Here is a 20,666-nt window from a genome sequence, read left to right as displayed (position 1 = left end):
TTTGTTTTCTTAAATTCAATATAAAATATCAAACTTCTAGATATTAATAAAATTATGAAAACTTGAATTTTCAAAATTTTATATATTAATTTTAAGTACTATATTATTAATTTATTATGTATTATATAATTTATTTATTTTATAAATTATTTTAAGTATATTCTAAGTTTTCCATTATTAAGGACATAACCTTTGCGATTTGTGAGTTTTGCGACCGTATAAATTCCATCAAGATTTCGTATAAAAGTATTTTGAAAGTCGGCTATTTCTTTTGGTGCACAAACCTTTCTTGTCCCAGCTGCACCAGAAATCACAATTTTAGTTGTGTCTTGCCAAAAAAATTTAGCAGTATAATCATTGCAACCAGCTTTACCATAAAGCATACCTTGTGTTTTGTCTAAATTAAAAGTAGATACTAAAGTTATATTTGCTAATTCACTAAGTGGTGTGCCTTTGTCTTTGGATTCACTTTGTGTTTTTAGTTCAGCAAATGCATCATTTATATTATCAATGCGATTTGCCTGTCTGCTTCTATTTATTTCATACATTTTTGTGATATCTTCTACACTTAGATTGCTATTTAACCTCTCTTTTGCTTCACGTGTTAGCTCTTGAGGGCTTAAAATCACTCTATTATCGATTTCTAATTTAACAATTTTGTAGTTACTTTTATCTAAAATTCCCTTTGTACCAAATAAAAAACACCCAGCAAATACACTTATAAAAATTGTCAAAATAAATAATTTCACACAATTAGTATATTTCATAAACTAAACCTTACCCAAGTTTTATATTAATAATAATTTACCCTACCCTACATCAAAATTATAGAATCTAAGTATCAATATTTACTAAACTACTAACTACGCTTTCTTATTCGGCAACATCAAAATACTAGCGTATTTGCCCTCGACTTTGGCTTCTTTATCCGCGTGGGCTAAGTCCTCTACCATAGCACACACTTTTTTTAGAATCTCAAATGCCTGTCCGGGATTTTGGATTTCACGCCCACGCAAATATACGCGAAATTTCACATGTTTTCCCTCTTCGAAAAACTCACGCGCATGCCGCACCTTGTAGTTTATATCATTTTGTGCGATTTGCGTGGAGAGCTTGATTTCTTTGACCTCGACTTGCTTTTGCTTCTTTTTAGCTTCCTTGCGTTTTTTCTCAAGCTGGTAGCGATACTTGCCAAACTCCACGATTTTACACACCGGCGGGGTCGCATTTGGCGAGATACACACTAAGTCCAACCCTTGCTCATTTGCAAGATTTTGCGCTTCCTTGCTACTCATAACGCCTAGCTGTTCGCCATCTTCACTCACACATCGCACCTGTTCAAAGCGAATTTGATTATTCACTAAAGTATCATCTTTACTCAAAAACTTACCTCACTATTTAGATTTTTTACCTTGACTAAAAAGTCGCTAATTGCAATGTCATACTGCAAAGATTCTTTAGAATCTTGCGACTTGTTAGTCCTATCACGCAGGGCTAAGGACGCATTTTCCACTTCCTTATCCCCGATAATTGCAATAAATGGAATCTTTTGCTTCTCGCTACTTCTAATCCGCTTATTTAGCGAGTCTTTCAAAGGCGAAATCTCAGCATAGATTCCAACATCACGCAAATCTAGTTGCAATTTTCGTGCCAACTTTTCGTGATTCTCATTTATCGGCACAATTGCGACTTGCGTTGGCGCGATAAAGAAAGGAAATTCCCCGCCAAAATGCTCGATTAATATCGCAATAAATCGCTCAAAACTCCCTAAAATAGCCCTATGTATCATCACCGGTTGCGAATGCTCATTATTTTCATCAATAAAACTTAGCGAAAAACGCGCTGGTAAATTCATATCCACTTGCACCGTGCCACACTGCCACTTTCGCCCTATCGCATCAGTGATTTTTATATCAATCTTTGGACCATAAAATGCACCACCGCCCTCATCAATATTGTATTGAATCTTATTTGTTTCTAATGCGTTTTTTAACGCAAGGGTCGCACTCTCCCATACAGAATCTTCACCGATAGACTTCTCTGGACGCGTGGATAATTCCATTTCATAGCTAAAATTAAACGCATTTAGAATCTTTTGAGTAAATTTTATAATGTTATTTACCTCAGATTCAATTTGATTTGCGCGACAAAAAATATGCGCATCATCTTGCGTAAATTCTCGCACCCGTAAAAGCCCGTGCAGCACGCCACTTTTCTCATGTCTATGCACCACGCCATATTCATAGAATCTAAGCGGCAACTCGCGATAACTTCGCACAGAGCTTTGATACACCTTTATATGCCCAACGCAATTCATAGGCTTTATACCATACTCGACATCATCAATTGTCGTAAAATACATATTTTCCTTATAATTTGTGTAATGTCCGCTAATTTTCCACACATCGCTTTTCAAAATCTCAGGACCACGCACAGGCTCGTATTCATTGTGGATTAGGGCTTTTGTCAGCAAAGATTCTAAACGTCTTCGAATGCGCGCACCACGCGGTAGCCAAATAGGCAGCCCAGCGCCCACTTGCTCATCAAATGTGAAAAGCTGCATTTCATTACCAAGCTTTCTATGGTCGCGTTTCTTAGCCTCTTCTAGCATAAAAAGATATTTTTTAAGATTTTCCTTATCCGCAAAGGCAATGCCATAAATGCGCGTTAGCATTTCAGCACTCTCATCACCCCCAAGATACGCTCCAGCAAGTTTTGTTAATTTAAAAGCGTGTAAAAATTTAAGATTTGGCAAGTGCGGACCACGACACAAATCCTCAAAATCGCCCTGCTTATAAATGCTAAAGTTATCGCCTTTTATGCGGCTCATAACGGCTTGTTTTAGCTCGTCATTATGGAATCTTTTTTCAGCATCGCTTCGGCTTAGGTGGATTTTCACTAGCTTTTCGCCCTTTTTTGCGATTTCTTTCATTTTAGATTCTATCTTAGGCAAATCCTCTTCACTAATCTTAGAATCTATTTTAAAATCATAATAAAAACCCTCATCTACTACAGGTCCTACAAAAAATTTCGCCTCTGGATATAACGCCTTAATCGCCTCCGCCAAAAGGTGTGCGCAAGTGTGGCGGATAATTTCGTGTGCCTCCTTGCTATCATCAAAATATATGGGGGTTATAGATTCTGTGTTTTTAGAATCTAGATTCTGTGTTTTGTTAGAATCTAACGCGTTTTTAGAATCTTGCGTGTTTAGATTCTGTGTTTTGTTGGAAACTTTAGAATCTGCTTTATTAGATTCTATATTTTTCTTAGAATCTTCTTTTGTTAGATTCTGTTTGCTCTTAGAATCTTTGGCTTTAGATTCTATGTGTTCTTTAGAATCTTGTGTTTTGTTAGAATCTGCTTTATTAGATTCTATATTTTTCTTAGAATCTTGCCCTATTTTAGAATCTAGATTCTGTGTATTTAAGCCGATTTCACTTGCTGTTTGCGTATCAATAATAGAATCTTTATAAATATAACCGATAATTTCATTATGTCCCAAAATACTTCCTTTAAAATTTTGTGAATAAAAGCAAAATTATACATTAAAACTTTTTGTAATAAAATAGATTTTATAGAATCTTATAGCATATTTACTAAAAATAATTGATTTTTACTTATTATTCATTTTGTAGATTCTATAAAAGGAATGGTTATGTTTCACCGACTGAATTTTCTCAAAGAAAGCATGGTAAAAAAGAAAAGTAAAGAGCTTGAAAAGCCCGTGAATGCCTTTAGTATCGAGGATTTGGCAATCGATGAGCAAAGCCATAATGATGTGAAAATGGCTAAACACACGCCCACGCTAAGAGAGGAGATTGAGGCGGCAATTACTGATGTGCCGGACTTTCCTAAAAAGGGCATTTTGTTTAAGGACATCACGACTTTTCTGCATAATGGCAAGCTTTTTAGCGAGTATATAGCCATGCTTGCAAACCGCTATCAAAGCTACAAAATCGAGTATGTGGTAGGCATTGAGGCGCGTGGATTTATTCTTGGAAGTGCGCTTGCTTACGCGCTGCAGGCGGGATTTGTGCCTATTCGCAAGAAAGGCAAACTGCCCGGCAAGATTTTGAGCCAAAGCTATAGTTTGGAGTATGGCAAAGATTCTATTGAGATAAAAGATGACGCGTTTGCTGGCATTAAGGGCGTGAATGTGATATTGATTGACGACTTGATAGCCACAGGCGGCACGGCAAATGCGGCGTTGAAACTTATCACAAAGCTAGAGGCAAAATGTATAGAGTTTCCTTGCCTTATCAATTTGACTGAGTTTAGCGAAAGCAAAGAACGCAAGGAATTAGAATCTAAAACGCACATTTTCCCACTAATTGATGTAGAGCCAGATTCTAAAAAGTAGATTTTGGTTTGATGTAACCATATTTAACAAAGTCTTATTTTTTAATGAACTTGGCTTTGATTCCTTGCAAAATTAAACTTTTTTTTATATAATCTTAAGTTTAATTCAATTTTTGGGTTAAAAAGATAGATTTAAGGGCTTTTGGTTGATAAAATGAGTTTTAGAATCTAGGCTAAAATTTTATAAAAGATTCTATATTTTATAAGAAAAAATGTAGTGCTTTTAAGGGTTTTGCGTGGTTTTTATTTTTTTATTGATTGAGAGCTTTTAATAAAAATGGGATTTGCAAGTTTAGATTTTATATTAATTTAGATTCTATAAATTTTATAATTTTTTGTAAAAAAAGTTAGAAATTTTAGATAATATTAGAATCTAATTTGCAAGATTCTATAAGGAGAAAAGGTATGAAGGTTAGACCATCGGTCAAAAAGATGTGCGATAAATGTAAAGTTATCAAACGAAAGCGTGTGGTTCGCGTCATTTGCGTGAATCCAAAACATAAACAACGACAAGGATAAAATATGGCTAGGATTGCTGGTGTAGATTTGCCAAAAAAGAAAAGGGTTGAATACGCCCTAACTTATATTTATGGTATAGGATTGAAAAGTTCTAGGGACATTTTGAATGCTGTAAATATTTCTTTTGATAAGCGAGTTAATGATCTCAGCGAAGATGAAGTTTCACGGATTGCTAAAAAGATTCAAGAAAGCTACATGGTTGAGGGTGATTTGCGTAAAAAAGTAACAATGGATATTAAGGCATTGATGGACTTGGGTAGTTATCGTGGGTTGCGTCATAGAAAGGGTCTGCCCGTTCGCGGTCAAACGACTAAAAATAACGCACGCACACGCAAGGGTAAAAAGAAAACCGTAGGTAGCAAGTAAGGAGAGGCAATGGCGAAAAAACAAGCGAATGTGAAAAAAAAGGTTGTTAGAAAAAATATTGCTAAGGGAATCGTGTGTATTTCCGCTTCTTTCAACAACACTAATATTACGGTTACCGATGAAATGGGAAATGTGATATGCTGGGCTACTGCTGGTGGCTTGGGCTTTAAGGGTAGTAAAAAATCTACGCCTTATGCCGCGCAACAAGCTGTAGAATCTGCAATGCTAAAGGCAAAAGAGCATGGTATCAAAGAAGTCGGTATCAAGGTGCAAGGACCAGGTAGCGGACGCGAGACTGCTATTAAGAGTGTGGGCGCGACAGAGGGCGTGAAAGTGCTATGGATAAAAGACGTAACACCACTGCCACACAATGGCTGTCGTCCGCCTAAAAGAAGAAGAGTGTAAGGAGGAAGTATGGCTAGATATAGAGGACCTGTTGAGAAAATCGAGCGTAGATTTGGTATGTCTTTGGGACTAAAAGGGGAGCGTAGAATAGCGGGTAAATGCTCACTTGAGAAGCGAAACTATGGACCAGGACAGCATGGACAACGCAAGGGAAAAATTAGCGATTATGGTTTGCAGCTACGTGAAAAGCAAAAGGCAAAGTTTATGTATGGAATAAGCGAAAAGCAATTCCGCTCCATTTTTAGAGAGGCAAATAGGCAAGAGGGCAATACAGGTGAGAATCTAATTCGCTTGCTTGAAACGCGTCTTGATAATGTCGTGTATAGAATGGGCTTTGCGACTACTAGGAGATTTGCAAGGCAGCTTGTAACGCATGGACATTTGCTAGTAGATGGCAAACGTGTGGATATTCCTTCTTATGTGGTAAAGCAGGGGCAGAAAATCGAGATTAAGGAAAAGAGTAAAAATAACGCGCAAATTGCGAAATCTCTTGACTTAACCGAGCAAACAGGACTTGTCCCTTGGGTTGATATTGACAAAGATAAACGCTTTGGAATCTTTACGAGAAATCCAGAGCGAAGTGAAGTTGAGATTCCAATCGAAGAGAGATTGATAGTCGAGCTATATTCTAAATAATGGGAGAGTGTGATGAAAAGTATAAAGATAAGACCATATATCCCAGAGAGACTAGAGATAGACGAGGTGTCGCCTAATCATATTCGTTTGCACGCATATCCATTTGAGCCAAATTTTGCGGTGACTGTGGCACATCCTATTCGGCGATTGTTGCTATCGTGTTGCGTTGGTTACGCGCCAACGGCAATTAAGATTGATGGCGTAGCACACGAGTTTGATTCAGTGCGTGGCGTGGCAGAAGATGTAGCCCCATTTATCTCAAATCTTAAGAATCTAAATTTTAAAATAAATGATGATTTTAAAAAGCAGGATAAATTCGAGCTAGATTACGAGTTTGATGGGCAGATGGAGCTTTTGGGTAAGCATTTGAGTAATGAGATAATTAGCGTAATTGACGCTGATTCTCACCTTGCTAGTATTAATGCGGAGGCAAAGCTGAAGTTTTCTTTGATTATCCAAAAGGGTATCGGCTATGTGCCTAGTGAAGATATTAGAGAGAGCGTTGGTAGTGATTATATCCCGCTAGATGCGTATTTCACGCCGGTTAAAAAGGCTGTGTATGAGATACAAAATGTCTTACATGAGAGTAATCCTAACTTTGAAAAAATCGTCTTTGATATTGAGACAAATGGACAGGTAGAGCCTATGGATGCGTTTAAGGAAGCGGTAGGGATTATGCACTCGCAAATGAGCGTATTTGGCGCGGAGCTGAGCGATGTGCCGACAAGCAATAATCGCTTGAATGATGATAGTCCAGAGCTAAAGACGTTGTTATCGAGTGTTGAGATTCTAAACCTTGAGCATCGTCCTAGCAATTGTTTGCAAAAATCAAACATTAAATACATCGGCGAGTTGGTGCTAATGAATGAAAGTGAGCTTAAGAATATCAAAAACTTAGGCAAACGTTCATTTGATGAAATCACACAAAAGCTAGCCGAGCTAGGCTATAACGTAGGACAGGAATTGCCAAATGACTTGGCTATTACGTTAAATAAACGATTAGCGAAGCTTAAGGCGTAGGTAAAAACACCTTAAAGGGTGGTAGGGTGCGAATAGATAAAAGTAATTTAAAATATTTTAACCCTATTGCCCTTTTGGATTGAGATTTAGAATCTAGATTCTATAAATTACCTTAAGTGGCGATAGGGCTTAAAATAGATAAAAGTAATTTAAAATATTTTTATTCCTAACGCCCACCCACCACCCTTTTTTTAGAGTGGATAGAATCTAGATTCTATAAATTATTATTAAAGGATAAAAAATGAGACATAAACATGGATACAGAAAGCTAGGTCGCACTAGCTCACACAGAAAAGCACTGCTAAAAAATCTTAGCATTGCCCTAATTACGCATGGCAAGATTGAAACAGGCGTGTTTAAAGCAAAAGAATTGCAAAGTCATATTGAAAAGCTAATAAGCACTTCGCGCAATGCAGATTCTAACACGCATAGGCTAGTATTTGCGGAGTTGCAAAATAAGGATGCGACTAAAAAAATCATAAATGAAATCGCTCCAAAATACGCAAATCGCAATGGTGGCTACACTAGAATCCAACGCACACGCACACGCCGCGGCGATGCCAGCACTATGGCAATCATTGAATTTGTGGAATAGATTCTAAAATTTACATGAGTTTTTTCTGCAAAACTTTCAAAAAGATATGGAATTGGGATGCAATACGATATATTTGAAACGATGTTGGTTTCAAATAATAAGATTTTTATCTTAAACCATCATTTACATCGCATGTTAAAAAGTGCTGAGATTTTAAATTTTAATACTTTTAATTTATTATCTAAGTTTAAAATTTTTTTTGATAGTAGTTTTTCGTATTTCGTGAATAAAAATATAAAGTTGACATCTTTAACCTTAGACAAATTTAAAAAAATAGATAATTTATGGTTCAATTTTCAAGATTTTTCTAAAATGCTTGGCTTAGAATCCATGGAGCTAGATAATAAAAACTATATTTTGAAATTAATTTTAAAATGTGATGGAAATCTTATTTATGAAGTATTGCAATTAAATAAATTTGCAAATAGCAATATTATTATTTCAAAAAACATTATAAATTCTAATAATATATTCTTGTATCATAAAACAACAAATAGAAATATATTTAAAGATTCGGTTGGTGATATACAGCTAAATAAATGTTTTGATTATATATATTTTAACGAAAAACATGAACTAACGCAGGGTAGCAGGAGTAATATTATTATAAAATTCAATGGAAGTTATCTTACCCCAAATGTAAAAAGCGGACTACTTCGTGGAACTTTATCTAAGTTACTTTTAGATTCTAAGATATGTAAAGAAACCATTATTTATATGGAAGATTTATTGAACGCAGAAAAAATTTTTTGTGTTAATTCAGTTCGTGGAATTTTGCAAGTGAATCTGCAGGAGTGATTCTAATATAATATACATTACGAATTAAAAAATTATATTTTTATGTTAGAATCTAGGCTATAAAAAGGAGAAAAAATGCCACTAATTATCGCAGGAAAAGAATTTAAATCACGATTAATCGTAGGAAGCGGGAAGTATAAAAATTTCGACATAACAAAAGAAGCGACCTTAGCAAGTGGCGCGGAAATGATAACCGTTGCCGTGCGGCGCGTGAATATCATGGATAAAAACTCGCCAAATTTGCTTGATTATTTCAAGGATACGCATATCACATTTTTGCCAAACTCCGCTGGGTGTGTGACCGCAAAAGAAGCCATCACGCTATTTCGCCTTGTTAGGGAGGGCGTTGGCATTGATTTTATCAAGCTTGAGATTATCGGCGATACGCAAAAGACGCTCTACCCTGATGTGCTAGAAACGCTTCAGGCTACCGAGATTCTAGCAAAAGAGAGCTTTAAGATTTTGGTTTATACAAACGATGATCCCATTATGGCAAAACGCCTTGAAAATGTAGGTGCGGCGGCTGTAATGCCGCTGGCTGCGCCTATCGGTAGCGGCTTAGGTATCCAAAATCGCTACAACATCGCCTTTATTAAAGAAGCGGTAAAAATCCCTGTGATAGTCGATGCGGGCGTGGGATGTGCTAGTGATGCTGCGATTGCTATGGAGCTGGGGGCTGATGGCGTGCTAAGCAATAGCGCGATTGCCCTAGCAAATGACCCTATTGAAATGGCGGTGGCTATGAAGCTCGCCGTAGAAGCAGGGCGTCTAAGCTACAAAGCAGGTCGCATACCTAAAAAGCCCTACGCCACGGCAAGCTCACCCACGGACTTTATGCCGAATTTGAATTTGTGATGTTTAATGGATAGATAGACTGCACAAAATCTCTTTATGCAAATTATAACACTCATAGCGAATAGCTTTAAATGTCGCAAAGTCGCCAAAGCTGTGGCAAGATTCTATCTTTAGAATCTCTTCTAACACCCTAGCACTCTCAAATGCGCGGTGGAAATTCGCACTCAATACCCCTTGCAAATTTTCACGCACACACTCACTATCAATGCTAGTTTTCCCTACATCTTTTATCACATCGCGACTTTGCAAAAGCTCACTCTCACAGGCTAAAATTGCCCTGTGTCGCAATGCTTTAAGCCTACTTGTGCAATCTTTCTCATCATAGATAAATCGCATAATATCTTCAATCACACGCAGTGCTTCTTTCAAGCGATTAAGATTCGCATCCAAGATTCTATATAATGCCAAGCTATCAAAAGAGTGCAAGATAAAACCTAAAAGTTATAGAATCTATAATAAGATTCTATAAAAATTCTAAAAATCATAGAATCTTAATCTTTACTACTACTCATACCCAAAATCTGCAACAAAGCAGTGAAAATATTTAGAATATCCAAATATAAGCCAATCGCTGCCATTAGCGGATTATCATATCGCCCACGCACAATGTTTTGCGTATCATACGCGATATAAAGGCTGAAAATAATCACCACCACGCTAGCAATCGCAAACTGCATCATAGGGCTTTTGAAAATAAACATATTCAAAAGACCAAACACAAAAATCACAACCACAGACCAAAACAACGCCACGCCCATATTGCCCAAATCACGCTTAGTCTTAAGCGCATAAAGGCTCATAATGCCAAAGATTATCATAGTCATAGCAAGAGCTTGAGCGATAATAGCAGGGTCTTTCATCATTACCATAGCCAAAAGCGGCACAAGCGTCATCCCACTAATAAACGAGAAAAGCGCGAACACAACGACATTCACACCCGGCTTATCCTGCACAAAACCTAACGCAAAAATCAGCACCAACTCGCCGATAAACAACGCCCACTTATACTGATAAACCATCGCAATGTCCTGCCATCCCACAAGCACGCCAATTAGGGCGATAAAAAGGCTCGCCGCCAAAAACTTATAAGTCGTCTTTACAAAGCTCACAAGTGCGGTATCGCTGTAACTTGACGCGATATTCACATCTTGCTGCTTGTTGTAATCTCTATCATACAAACTCATTTCTATCTCCTTTGAATAAAGTTTTGTTATGATAGCTAAGAATTATTAATAAAGAATAAAAATATAAATTATTTAAATGGATTTTAGGAATTTATAGTAAGACAGTATAGAAAATTATTAGGCCATCTCCATTAAAACTTTTTCTTATTCACATCATCCAAAATGTCGGTGGCGATTTGATTTACATTGTTTGCTATGGTTTGGGTTTCCTCAGCAATGGTTGAGTTATTTTGCGTGGTCTCCTCTAGCCCTGAAATCGTTTGATTGATTTGCTCGATGCCTGTGGTTTGCTCCCTAATAGATTCCACCATATCATTAATGCTTTGGCTTAGCACATTTGTATTCGCCTCAATCTCGCTTAACGATTTCTGTGTGCGTTCCGCTAGTTTTCGCACCTCATCGGCTACAACGGCAAAGCCACGTCCATGCTCTCCAGCCCTTGCCGCCTCTATTGCCGCATTTAGTGCCAAAAGGTTAATCTGGTCTGCTATATCGTGGATAATGCCCGTTACATTCTTAATATCCTCGCTTTGTGAGATTACCTCGTGCGTTTTACTATTCACATTTTGCATTGATGATGAGATTTCATTTACCGCCGTTGCCGTCTCCTCAAGGCTACTAGCCTGCGTATTAGTAGATTCTGTAAGTTTTTTTACTGAATCTTCTAGCAGCTGACATTGCGCCTCTAAGGTCTTAGCAAAGCCAGCAGAAGTCTGCAACATTTTCTTAATCTCCTCGCCCAAAATGTTAGTCGTAGTCTCCACATTCCCATACGCACTTTTCACCTCAGTGGTAAAATCTAGGCTCTTATAAGATTCAAACACACGTTTGATTTCATTCAAGTCGCGTCCTATGCGGTGTTGCAACACCTCAAGCATATTGTTTAGCACGTCACGCAAACTTTTTAACTGCGGATTATTCGTCTCGCCCTCAATTTTCACTTGCAAGTTACCATTTTCCACATCTTTTACGACCTGAATAGCGGCATTTACAAGCTGTGTATCCTTATTTAAACTCTCTTGTGTTTTCTCAATATTATTTGAAATCACCTGCGACATTGTGCCGATTTCATCATAGCTTTTAACTTTCAGTGGCTCTGGCTTTTGCCCCTCGTGATTCATATATTTAAAGAATTTCATCAAAAACTCATTTAATCTATGCAACCGATTAATAATCTGCAGTCGCATAAATGTCACAAGCACGACTAACAGCACACTTTGCACAAAACAGCTTGCAAAAATGGTCTGCAGCCGCAGTGAATAATACTCTTTTAACACATAATCACGCGGAATAAACGTAATCACATGCCAGTCAGTGTCAGTAAAAAGGTCTAAATCCATATTCGAATGCGCCGCAAAAGTGCGTTGTTTGCTAGTATCAACGACTTCTACCATTAGCTCCTCTTTATTCATAACGCGCTCTACCACAGGCTTTAAATGCGGCTGAATCGTGCCTAGCTGGGCTAAAGTCGCCCCCAAAATCTTAGTATTAGTCGCGGCGATAATCGTGCCATTTTGCGTAGTGAAAACGCGCGCATCCTTTAAATTACTTGGAATCTTCATAAAAGATTCAGCAATTTTCCCCACATCAAAAATACCACCTAACATACCGACAAGCTCGCCATTTGCGATAATAGGAAAGGCAAAAATGATGGCATAAATCTCTTCATTATTTAGCTTAATCTTAAGCGGATTGCTAATTTGCATTTGCCGTGAGCTAAGCACATCTTTAAAAGTCGGCAACTCCGCAATATCCTTTGTCGGCGCATCAATATGCCCCCCGCTATCATTTGCAATAATTAGCAATTCATTTCCCAAATGATACTTAGAATCTAAGTGCGAATAATCCCTATCACGCAGATACAAAAAGCCATGCGTAACGCTAGGACTATCCTTAACAATGCTACCAATACGATTAGAAATAGCCTCAGGAGCAAAATCGCGATAAGTATTCAGTGAATCTGCATACGCGTGAAACAGGTGCAAACCCATATTTATCTCATTTGAAATGCTGCTACCATAATACTTTGACATAAGTAGCATATTTTCCTTAGCGTTGTCGCCCTCGCGAGATTTCATACTTAGCAACACAAAAAAACAAAGGGCAGTAACGCACACTGCAGTGGTCAAAAGTGTGCAAAGCAGGACTTTTGTCGCAAGGGACATCGACTTTTTTATCTTTGTGTTTGGCATTCACATCTCCTTTTGCTTGGGCTTTTTGTATTTAGATTCTATAGAATCTGCGTTTGAAATTCTACTTTAGATTCTATTTTTGTTTCTATAGATTCTATAACTTATCGCAGATTCTACTAAAATGCAATTTTATCAAAACACGATAAGCAAAAAGCGTATTATACAATATTATTTAATTTACTTTTATTACAATGTTAAAAAATGTTACATATTTTAAAGTGTTTAAAAATGCGTGTATATCGAATATTTAAGTTTTTTTTCAAAAAAGATTCTAAAAGTATTTTTTACATAGGCTTTTAAAATAACGCATAATCGATAATTTTGTGTAGAATAAAAATAGTTATAAAAAGGTTATTTATAGAATCTAGATTCTAAACAAAGGACAAAAATGAAACTAAAAGAAATCGAGCAGGAGTTTATCTCCGAGCTAAAAGGACACCCAAAGACAAAAAAGCTAACATTTTTGGAGGGCGTCTCAATGCTAGTTGGCACAAATATCGGTATCGGCATCCTTAGCATAGCCCACACCGCAAAGCACGCAGGCTTTTTCCCCTTGCTTTTTTGGCTAGTAATCGGCGGCATTTTAAGCACAATCACAATGCTCTACATCGCCGAAGCCACGTTAAGAACCAAAGCCCACTTGCAGCTTACAGGCTTATCCGTGCGATATATCGGTCCTGTGGCAAAATACCTAATGTTTATCTCAGTCGCCGTCACATCTTATGGCGCGCTCACCGCGTATGAAAAGGCAGCTGGCGATGTAATGCATGATATTTTTGGCGTGCCGCACTATCTTGGCTCGCTTTTGTTTTTTATCCCAGCAGCGGGCGTGCTTTGGCTAGGGCTAAAGGCGATAGGACGCGGTGAAAAGCAAGTTGTAGGCATAATGTTTGTGATTTTAGTCGTGCTAATCATTGCGACATTTTTTAAGGCGGATATAAATTTCGCAAATACGCTTGAAATGCACTGGAGTTTGGGTGCGATTTTGCCTATTTTTAACACGGTCGTGTTTGTGTATTCATCTCAATATATCGTGCCTGAGATGGCGCGTGGCTTCTCGCACAAGCCTACGATGTTACCAAAGGCGATTTTGCTTGGCAATTTTATCACTTTTGCGATGTTGGCTCTTGTGCCACTATCGGCTATTGTGCTTGAGGGTTTGTCGAATATCTCGGAAGTCGTGACGCTCTCTTGGGGTCGGGCAATCGGTGATTGGGCATTTATCATTGCGAATCTTTTTGGGCTTTTTGCGATACTTACTAGCTACTGGGGCTTAGGCGGGATGTTTATCACAAATATCGCCGACCAGCTAAATAAGGACGCGGATAATAATTTGAGGCTGCGGTTTTTTATTTTGTTATTTGTGAGCTTACCGCCGCTATTTTTTGTGCTTTTGCGTGTGGCAGATTCTATACAGGATGCGATTTACTGGCCTGGTGTCGTGGGTGCGTTAATCCTTAGCTTTTTCCCGATTTTAATCTTGCAAAACTCGCGTAAAAAAGGCGATATGCAGGCTAGCTGGGTATGCCCTGCATTTCTTACTACATTTGGTGCAAAAGCTACCATTGTAATCGTATATTTAAGTGCCACGGTCTTTAGCATCGCAGCAAAATATGGCTTTTTGGATAAACTCATCGCCATTATTAGCGGATGAATTATTATTTATATTGCATTCTTGAGATATTCCAAATAGATTCTATATTTTTATAATTTTTTATTTATTTTAGTCGATTTTGTATTGTCTGTTGTTATTTTTTAGAATCTAAATTAAGTTTAAATATAAACTATTTAAAAAGGGCGTGAAATGCGGAATAAAATCGAGCTTATGGGGCATATCGTGGCGGGCTATCCTAGCATTGATGCGTGTTTGAAGGCAGGGGTTGGAATCTTGCGTGGTGGGGCAAATTTCCTTGAGGTGCAGTTCCCTTTTAGCGATGGAAATGCCGATGGGCTGCTTATCCAAAATGCGAGTGATTATAGTATTAAGCATGGATTTAGCGCGCGTCATGGCTTTATCGTGCTGCGTGAGCTGTGCAAGACAAATAAGCATATTTTGGTTATGACGTATGCGAATATTATCCTAAATTACGGCGTTTCCGCGTTTATTGACGAGCTAAAAAAGGCTGGTGCGTATGGGCTGATTGTGCCTGATTTTAGCTTTGGGCAAGATGATTTTAATCTGCGGTATTTGTGCTATGAGAATAATTTGCATTTTATCGAGCTTATCGCGCCGCTAACGCCTGTGAAACGCGTGCGTGAGATTGCTTGTGGGAGTGCTGCGCCCTTTATTTATGTAATCGCGCGAAATGGCATTACAGGTGCGACAACCGCCCTAAATAACGAGGTTTTGGAGTATATTGAGAGTATAAATGAGATTTGTCGCTTGGAGGGAAAGGAGATTATGCTAGGCTTTGGCATTAATGATAGTTCGCAAGTGGCGCGTCTGCGTGGGAAAATCTATGGCGTGGTGGCTGGTAGCTATTTTGTCAATGAGATTAATAAGAATATAGAATCTAGCGATTTGACAAAGGCGATGACGCAGGCGAGCGCTAGATTGCTTGGCATAAATGATAATATAATCTTTGAAAATCTAAAATAATAAATTTTTTATTAATGGATTCTACCCTACCCTACTCATCACTATCTTGCGCGCTAAAGGCGAATTTGACATAGATAGCCAAAGCGATTAAAAGCACGGCTACACCGACAATTAGATAGACTGAATACAGCAGCTTTTCAGGCGAGTAAATGGTAAATTTAAACACAAGCATTAACGCCTCAATGGCGAGTGCCACGATGATTGAGCCTAAGAATCTAATCATGGTTTTATGCACGGTGTAGGTTTTCTGCCCGACATTTTTGCCTAGCACTTCCTCCTCAAATATCGCTTTGACCAAATCAAAAATTGCCAACGCCAAAGTTAGCAAAATCGTAGATTCAAAAATATCCTCAATCTTAAAATTATCAAATCTTAGCAAATCCTCCGACCAAAATTTCACCATACCCTTAATCGTCAGCACCAACGCGATAAAAGAAAGCGAAAGCGAAAAAATAAAATACATCGCAATGCTAAAATTCGAAAATGAGCCAAAAAACCAGCTAGGCGAGCTAATCTTAATGGCGTCCTGCAAATGAATATCGATACACACGACAAAGAGCAACTCATGGTCGTGATTATACACAGGATAGGCGGCGGTAACGACCAAATTGCCATCCACACGCGATGGGTAGGGATTTGTGATAATACATCGCTGCTCGTCCAACGCCTCGTAAAAATACGCACGATTTGCGAAATTTTTACCATCATTTTTTATCACTTCATCGTGCTGGTAGGTATCGCTTACTTGCGTGCCATTTTTATCCAAAATATACATAGAATCAAAGTCTTTAATTTCACTTTTGATTTTCATTAAGCCCTTTTGCACGACATCTAGGCTAACACTTGGCATAAAATTCTTAATATTTTGCGTAAAAAGATAGCACATATACGCGCGCAGCTCATATCGCGTCTTAGAATAGGTTACAATATCGCGTGATAGCATAAAAGTCCTTTTTGTTAGTGAATTTATAGATTTTAGATAAACTAAAAGATAAATCTAAATCTAATTTTATTAGTTTATTGTTAAAACATTGACCATAAAAGTAAGTTGATAGGTCAAAATAATTGGTTTATATAATTTCAAGCATATTTTTTGCTACAATAATTCATTTTAGAATCTATATTAAAACACACAAAGGACAATGCGATGAAAGGCTTTAAATTATTCACAGGTAGTGCGCACAAGGAGTTTAGCAAGGAGTTAGCCCAGCACCTTGACTGCACGCTCTCAAAGGCGATACTCACGCGATTTAGCGATGGTGAAATCAATGTGCAAATTAGTGAATCTGTGCGTGGCAAAGATGTCTTTATCGTCCAGCCCACTTGCGCGCCCACAAATGACAATCTTATGGAGCTTCTCATTATGGCGGATGCCTTTCGCCGCAGCAGTGCAAACTCGATAAATGCGGTCATTCCCTACTTTGGCTATGCGCGTCAAGACCGCAAAGCCGCGCCGCGTGTGCCGATAACCGCGAAACTTGTGGCGAATTTAATTGAGAGTGCGGGGATAAATCGCGTGATTACGATGGACTTGCACGCTGGGCAGATTCAGGGCTTTTTTGACATTCCTGTGGATAATCTTTATGGCGCGATAATTTTTCGAGATTATGTGCGGCATAAAAATCTGGCAAATCCCATCATCGCTAGTCCTGACATCGGCGGCGTCTCGCGGGCGCGATATTTTGCTGATGGGCTGGGCTTGGACCTTGTCATTGTCGATAAGAAGCGACAGAGAGCAAATGAGAGCGAGGTGATGAATATTATCGGCGATGTGAGCGGGAAGGATGTGATTTTGATTGATGATATGATTGATACGGCGGGGACTATGTGTAAGGCTGCAGCGGTGTTAAAAGAGCGGGGCGCGGCAAGTGTAATGGCAATAGGCACGCATCCTGTGCTAAGCGGACAGGCGTATGAGCGCATAAATAATAGCGTGCTAGATTCTGTGATTGTGAGTAATTCTATCCCTTTAAAGCAGGATTCAAGTAAGATTAAGGTGCTATCTGTCGCCCCATTATTTGCGGAAGTCGTGCGTAGAATCTATCATAACGAAAGCGTAAATTCGTTGTTTATATAGAATCTAGATTCTATAAACTTACAATTTTTTGGATTTAATATGAAAAAAGTTATATTTTTTATAATGTTGATTTTTTTGCAATTATTTTCGCAAACGCATAATCACAGCCAAGATTCTAACAAAACAGATTCTACAAAAAACACTAAAGAAAACCCGTCCCACACGCATTCTTTAAAGGCTTTTTACAACCTAAAAGCCCTAGAAAATAATGAAAAAATAAAGCAGCTAAACTACGAAATACAAGCTATAGAATCTAGAGCAAAAGCCGCGAAAAAATGGGACAATCCGCGTCTAAATTTTGGCTACAATAACGCGGAAATCACGCAGCCTTTTAACCTAAACGCGAATGATATGCAAAATATTTTTATAGGCATTGAGCAAAGTTTTGACTTAAATGGGAAGCGAAAAATCCTTGCAAATACCTTGCAAAAAGAAGCTCAAATTAAGCTTTTAGAGCTAAAAAATCTAAAAAATCAATACATTTTTTCACTCATTAGTAATGCAATTAATATTAATAAGAATAAAGAGATTCTAAACGCAACTAATAATGCTATTCATAATGTAAATGTTGTGCTGGAGAGCCTAAAATCAAGCAATTACAACCCTTTGCAGCTCCAAAAGCTAAATATTTTGAAAGCCAAACTGCAAATGAAGCAAAATGAGATAAACAACATCCTTAAAAGTGCGCATATTAGCATAAGTGAGACGAGTTTTGAGAGTGTAGAAAACATTGATATTAAGGATATTTTAAGCCATTCACTAAATGAGATTGATTATGAAAAAGTTTTAGATTCTATTCTTAAGAATAATTATGAAATTAAGGCAGAAATCCTGCGTGAAAGCATTAGCAATGATTTGATAAGCTCGGCAAAGTCGCAGTTTTTGCCTGATTTAAACATCGGCTTTACATATATGTATCGCACAAATCGCAGTGATATGTTTGGGCTAAATTTCAGCCTGCCACTTGCGATTTTTGGCACTGAGAGTGCTAAAGTGGCGGAATCTAAGTCGCAAAATTTGATTGCAAAAAGCCTTGTTTTAGAGACGCAAAACCGCGTCAAACACAATGTTTATAGCCTTTTTAACGATTATAAGACCTTGAGTGAAAATCTTAGCCTGATAAACAAAGTGCTACTGCCTTCAAATGAGCAAATAATTAACCTTTATAGCCATCACGCCACAAGTCAGGCAAACCTGTTTCAAGAGTTCTACAACGCCCTAAATGACAAGGTTGAAGCCGAAATTTTACGCCTTGAAATCTTGGCAAAAATGAATATTATTTATTGGAATCTTTTGAGTTTGAGCGGGGAGTAAGAAGTATTAGCTAGCTATAAATTTACATTTTATCTTAATGTGGTAAGATGGTTTTAATACAATATAATAATAAACTTAACATAATTAATAAAAATTTATTTTTTATGACAGACTTATGGAACTTACCCTACATCCACTCGATGATTTTGGCGACTTCATCAACTGGAATGCACTTTATGTCGCCTTTGTAACTTTTGATAAATTTGCTACTTGCCCCGCTTGCGCCTGGGATTATCGCTTTTGCAAAGCCAAAGTTTTCAAGCTCTTTTAATCGCATTTCAAGCGCGGAAATGTCGCGTATATCACCTATCAAACTTACCTCGCCCAAAAATGCGGTGCTTGACTTCAAAGCGCGATTTTTATAGCTTGACAAAATGCTGGCAATCACGGCTAAATCGGCACTTGGCTCGCTAATTTTTATCCCACCAGCCACATTGATAAACACATCGTGGCGGTGCAGATGAATGCCCATTTTTTTCTCTAACAACGCCAAAATCATATTCAGCCTGTTGCTATCAAAGCCGTTAGTTAGGCGCTTTGGCACGCCAAACTCATTTTCACAAGTGAGCGCTTGAATCTCAACCACAATGCAGCGGCTGCCCTCCATAATCGCCGCCGCCGCACTTCCTGGCATATCGCGTTTGCCGCTAAAAAACTTTTTTGTCGCCTCAGTCGCACTCACCAAGCCATTCTCACGCATCTCAAAAATGCCGATTTCACTGGTCGTCCCAAAGCGATTTTTAAAGCCACGCAGGATTTTTAGCTCGCTACTTTTCTCGCCCTCAAAATACAAAACGCAATCAACCATATGCTCAAGCACGCGCGGACCGGCAATCTGCCCATCTTTTGTAATATGCCCGATGATGAAAATGGCGATATTTAGGCTTTTGGCGAGGTGCATTAGCTCAAAAGTGATTTCACGCACCTGCGAAATGCTGCCCGGTGCGGCATTCAGGGCTGGTGAATATAGCGTTTGAATGGAGTCGATTATGCAAACTTCAAAGCCGCCATTTAGCAGGTTTTCTCTTATTTCATCGATATTTATTTCGCTTAGTAGATAAAGATTCTGGCTTAATGCGTTGCATCTTTGGGCGCGATTTCTTATTTGGCTTAGGCTCTCCTCGCCACTTACATATAATACTCTTTTTGGTTTTATAGATTCTATATTTTGAAAGTTATTAGAATCTATAGTTTTAGATTCTGTAAGTTTTTTAGAATCTTGATTTTGTATAGAATCTTTTTTAGAATCTTGCACGTTAGATTCTATAACGTTTTTAGAATCTACACCTTGCGCTAATGAGCCGGCGACTTTCAATAAAAGCGTAGATTTACCAACACCAGGACTACCACCGATTAAATAGAGCCCACCACGCACGATTCCCCCGCCCAAAACGATGTCAAGCTCACTTTGTGTCGAGCTAAATTTCTCCAAACTCTCCTGCATAATCTCTGTGATTGCAATCGCATTTCCTATCATTTTAGGCGATTTTTGAGAATCTAGCAAAACAGAATCCGTAAAAACAGAATCTAGCGAAATATTAGAATCTAAACGCGTAGGAATGCTCTCAAACCCACGTTTCACACCAGCAAAACTAGACGCACTTTGCAAATAGCTAATCTGCTCTTTTTTAAGCTCGACCAAACTCTCCCAACTCCCGCAATTAGGGCATTTCCCAGTCCATTTGCTACTTTGCCATCCGCAATTTTGACATTCATAAAGACTACTTTTTTGCTTTTTTATCGCCAT

Annotated in this window: 21 protein-coding genes and 1 pseudogene; 13 read left to right on the top strand and 9 right to left on the bottom strand. The window is 38.2% G+C overall.

Annotation, left to right across the window (positions count from 1 at the left end; all coding sequences use genetic code 11):
* Positions 1–146 precede the first annotated feature (146 nt).
* From LS64_RS01585 to thrS, 3 genes are all read right to left on the bottom strand, one after another.
* Positions 147–767: an META domain-containing protein gene (locus LS64_RS01585; protein ID WP_052062733.1), complete on the bottom strand. Its 621-nt coding sequence runs from the start codon at positions 765–767 to the stop codon at positions 147–149.
* A gap of 96 nt (positions 768–863) precedes the next feature.
* Positions 864–1,382, bottom strand: a complete 519-nt coding sequence (infC, locus tag LS64_RS01580) for a translation initiation factor IF-3 (RefSeq protein WP_034573933.1) — start codon at positions 1,380–1,382, stop codon at positions 864–866.
* Positions 1,379–3,259: a threonine--tRNA ligase gene (gene thrS, locus LS64_RS01575; protein WP_419879996.1), complete on the bottom strand. Its 1,881-nt coding sequence runs from the start codon at positions 3,257–3,259 to the stop codon at positions 1,379–1,381. Before thrS ends, infC begins: the two co-directional genes overlap by 4 nt.
* 525 nt (positions 3,260–3,784) lie before the next feature.
* On the opposite strand from thrS, the gene apt reads away from it, so the two are divergent.
* From apt to LS64_RS01530, 9 genes are all read left to right on the top strand, one after another.
* The gene (gene apt / locus LS64_RS01570) at positions 3,785–4,360 is read left to right on the top strand and encodes an adenine phosphoribosyltransferase (protein WP_034575176.1); all 576 of its coding nucleotides are present in this window, start codon (positions 3,785–3,787) and stop codon (positions 4,358–4,360) included.
* A 404-nt stretch (positions 4,361–4,764) separates the two neighbouring features.
* Positions 4,765–4,878, top strand: a complete 114-nt coding sequence (gene rpmJ, locus LS64_RS01565; RefSeq protein WP_034573932.1) for a 50S ribosomal protein L36 — start codon at positions 4,765–4,767, stop codon at positions 4,876–4,878.
* 3 nt (positions 4,879–4,881) lie between these two features.
* Positions 4,882–5,244: a 30S ribosomal protein S13 gene (rpsM, locus tag LS64_RS01560; RefSeq protein ID WP_034573930.1), complete on the top strand. Its 363-nt coding sequence runs from the start codon at positions 4,882–4,884 to the stop codon at positions 5,242–5,244.
* Between the two features lie 9 nt (positions 5,245–5,253).
* A complete protein-coding gene (gene rpsK / locus LS64_RS01555) occupies positions 5,254–5,649 on the top strand; it encodes a 30S ribosomal protein S11 (RefSeq protein WP_034573928.1) in 396 nt (131 codons plus the stop codon).
* Positions 5,650–5,658: 9 nt separating this feature from the next.
* Positions 5,659–6,285 carry a 30S ribosomal protein S4 gene (rpsD, locus tag LS64_RS01550; RefSeq protein WP_118949251.1) on the top strand — a complete coding sequence of 209 codons (627 nt, stop codon included), beginning with the start codon at positions 5,659–5,661 and terminating at the stop codon, positions 6,283–6,285.
* 12 nt (positions 6,286–6,297) lie between these two features.
* Positions 6,298–7,305, top strand: coding sequence for a DNA-directed RNA polymerase subunit alpha (locus tag LS64_RS01545; protein ID WP_034571125.1), 1,008 nt, complete (start codon positions 6,298–6,300; stop codon positions 7,303–7,305).
* 241 nt (positions 7,306–7,546) lie between these two features.
* Positions 7,547–7,900, top strand: coding sequence for a 50S ribosomal protein L17 (gene rplQ / locus LS64_RS01540; RefSeq protein WP_034571122.1), 354 nt, complete (start codon positions 7,547–7,549; stop codon positions 7,898–7,900).
* Positions 7,901–7,957: 57 nt separating this feature from the next.
* Positions 7,958–8,698, top strand: coding sequence for an aminotransferase class IV (locus tag LS64_RS01535; RefSeq protein WP_034571119.1), 741 nt, complete (start codon positions 7,958–7,960; stop codon positions 8,696–8,698).
* A 75-nt stretch (positions 8,699–8,773) separates the two neighbouring features.
* Positions 8,774–9,553 carry a thiazole synthase gene (locus tag LS64_RS01530; protein ID WP_034571116.1) on the top strand — a complete coding sequence of 260 codons (780 nt, stop codon included), beginning with the start codon at positions 8,774–8,776 and terminating at the stop codon, positions 9,551–9,553.
* A 3-nt stretch (positions 9,554–9,556) separates the two neighbouring features.
* On the opposite strand, the gene LS64_RS01525 is transcribed toward LS64_RS01530, so the two are convergent.
* From LS64_RS01525 to LS64_RS13885, 3 genes are all read right to left on the bottom strand, one after another.
* The gene (locus LS64_RS01525; protein ID WP_034571113.1) at positions 9,557–9,979 is read right to left on the bottom strand and encodes a hypothetical protein; all 423 of its coding nucleotides are present in this window, start codon (positions 9,977–9,979) and stop codon (positions 9,557–9,559) included.
* Positions 9,980–10,044: 65 nt separating this feature from the next.
* Entirely contained in the window at positions 10,045–10,737 is a 693-nt protein-coding gene (locus LS64_RS01520; RefSeq protein ID WP_034571111.1) for a Bax inhibitor-1/YccA family protein, read from the bottom strand.
* A gap of 131 nt (positions 10,738–10,868) precedes the next feature.
* Positions 10,869–11,309, bottom strand: coding sequence for a methyl-accepting chemotaxis protein (locus LS64_RS13885; protein ID WP_237416339.1), 441 nt, complete (start codon positions 11,307–11,309; stop codon positions 10,869–10,871).
* 2,008 nt (positions 11,310–13,317) lie between these two features.
* Here LS64_RS13885 and LS64_RS01510 point away from each other — a divergent pair.
* Positions 13,318–14,583: an aromatic amino acid transport family protein gene (locus LS64_RS01510; protein ID WP_034571109.1), complete on the top strand. Its 1,266-nt coding sequence runs from the start codon at positions 13,318–13,320 to the stop codon at positions 14,581–14,583.
* Positions 14,584–14,733: 150 nt separating this feature from the next.
* Positions 14,734–15,528 (top strand): tryptophan synthase subunit alpha, encoded by a 795-nt coding sequence (trpA, locus tag LS64_RS01505; RefSeq protein ID WP_034571108.1) that lies wholly within the window; start codon positions 14,734–14,736, stop codon positions 15,526–15,528.
* Between the two features lie 31 nt (positions 15,529–15,559).
* On the opposite strand, the gene LS64_RS01500 is transcribed toward trpA, so the two are convergent.
* Complete coding sequence (locus LS64_RS01500) at positions 15,560–16,471, bottom strand: PDC sensor domain-containing protein (protein WP_118949250.1); 912 nt, start codon at positions 16,469–16,471, stop codon at positions 15,560–15,562.
* Positions 16,472–16,675: 204 nt separating this feature from the next.
* Here LS64_RS01500 and LS64_RS01495 point away from each other — a divergent pair, with 204 nt between their 5' ends.
* Together LS64_RS01495 and LS64_RS01490 are read left to right on the top strand one after the other, a co-directional pair.
* Positions 16,676–17,605 (top strand): ribose-phosphate pyrophosphokinase, encoded by a 930-nt coding sequence (locus tag LS64_RS01495; protein WP_118949249.1) that lies wholly within the window; start codon positions 16,676–16,678, stop codon positions 17,603–17,605.
* A 39-nt stretch (positions 17,606–17,644) separates the two neighbouring features.
* Positions 17,645–18,919: a TolC family protein gene (locus tag LS64_RS01490; RefSeq protein WP_034571328.1), complete on the top strand. Its 1,275-nt coding sequence runs from the start codon at positions 17,645–17,647 to the stop codon at positions 18,917–18,919.
* Positions 18,920–19,046: 127 nt separating this feature from the next.
* On the opposite strand, the gene radA is transcribed toward LS64_RS01490, so the two are convergent.
* A complete protein-coding gene (gene radA, locus LS64_RS01485) occupies positions 19,047–20,396 on the bottom strand; it encodes a DNA repair protein RadA (RefSeq protein ID WP_081948424.1) in 1,350 nt (449 codons plus the stop codon).
* A gap of 168 nt (positions 20,397–20,564) precedes the next feature.
* Positions 20,565–20,666, bottom strand: a pseudogene (locus LS64_RS13005) (hypothetical protein); the annotation flags it as partial.

It is taken from the genome of Helicobacter saguini, assembly GCF_000762875.2.
GTDB lineage: Bacteria > Campylobacterota > Campylobacteria > Campylobacterales > Helicobacteraceae > Helicobacter_A > Helicobacter_A saguini.
The sequence above is the reverse complement of the archived record's forward strand: the minus strand, read 5'-3'. Positions and strand labels throughout refer to the sequence as shown.

Bases quoted from the DNA above. Each gene is read 5' to 3' on its own strand.
- rplQ (WP_034571122.1), top strand. From the start codon at position 7,547: ATGAGACATAAACATGGATACAGAAAGCTAGGTCGCACTAGCTCACAC.
- LS64_RS01500 (WP_118949250.1), bottom strand. From the start codon at position 16,471: ATGCTATCACGCGATATTGTAACCTATTCTAAGACGCGATATGAGCTG.
- LS64_RS01585 (WP_052062733.1), bottom strand. From the start codon at position 767: ATGAAATATACTAATTGTGTGAAATTATTTATTTTGACAATTTTTATA.
- LS64_RS01510 (WP_034571109.1), top strand. From the start codon at position 13,318: ATGAAACTAAAAGAAATCGAGCAGGAGTTTATCTCCGAGCTAAAAGGA.
- LS64_RS01490 (WP_034571328.1), top strand. From the start codon at position 17,645: ATGAAAAAAGTTATATTTTTTATAATGTTGATTTTTTTGCAATTATTT.
- apt (WP_034575176.1), top strand. From the start codon at position 3,785: ATGGCTAAACACACGCCCACGCTAAGAGAGGAGATTGAGGCGGCAATT.
- LS64_RS01520 (WP_034571111.1), bottom strand. From the start codon at position 10,737: ATGAGTTTGTATGATAGAGATTACAACAAGCAGCAAGATGTGAATATC.
- LS64_RS01530 (WP_034571116.1), top strand. From the start codon at position 8,774: ATGCCACTAATTATCGCAGGAAAAGAATTTAAATCACGATTAATCGTA.
- LS64_RS01495 (WP_118949249.1), top strand. From the start codon at position 16,676: ATGAAAGGCTTTAAATTATTCACAGGTAGTGCGCACAAGGAGTTTAGC.
- rpsM (WP_034573930.1), top strand. From the start codon at position 4,882: ATGGCTAGGATTGCTGGTGTAGATTTGCCAAAAAAGAAAAGGGTTGAA.
- rpsK (WP_034573928.1), top strand. From the start codon at position 5,254: ATGGCGAAAAAACAAGCGAATGTGAAAAAAAAGGTTGTTAGAAAAAAT.
- rpmJ (WP_034573932.1), top strand. From the start codon at position 4,765: ATGAAGGTTAGACCATCGGTCAAAAAGATGTGCGATAAATGTAAAGTT.
- rpsD (WP_118949251.1), top strand. From the start codon at position 5,659: ATGGCTAGATATAGAGGACCTGTTGAGAAAATCGAGCGTAGATTTGGT.
- LS64_RS01535 (WP_034571119.1), top strand. From the start codon at position 7,958: ATGCAATACGATATATTTGAAACGATGTTGGTTTCAAATAATAAGATT.
- LS64_RS01545 (WP_034571125.1), top strand. From the start codon at position 6,298: ATGAAAAGTATAAAGATAAGACCATATATCCCAGAGAGACTAGAGATA.
- radA (WP_081948424.1), bottom strand. From the start codon at position 20,396: ATGATAGGAAATGCGATTGCAATCACAGAGATTATGCAGGAGAGTTTG.
- LS64_RS13885 (WP_237416339.1), bottom strand. From the start codon at position 11,309: ATGCAAAATGTGAATAGTAAAACGCACGAGGTAATCTCACAAAGCGAG.
- trpA (WP_034571108.1), top strand. From the start codon at position 14,734: ATGCGGAATAAAATCGAGCTTATGGGGCATATCGTGGCGGGCTATCCT.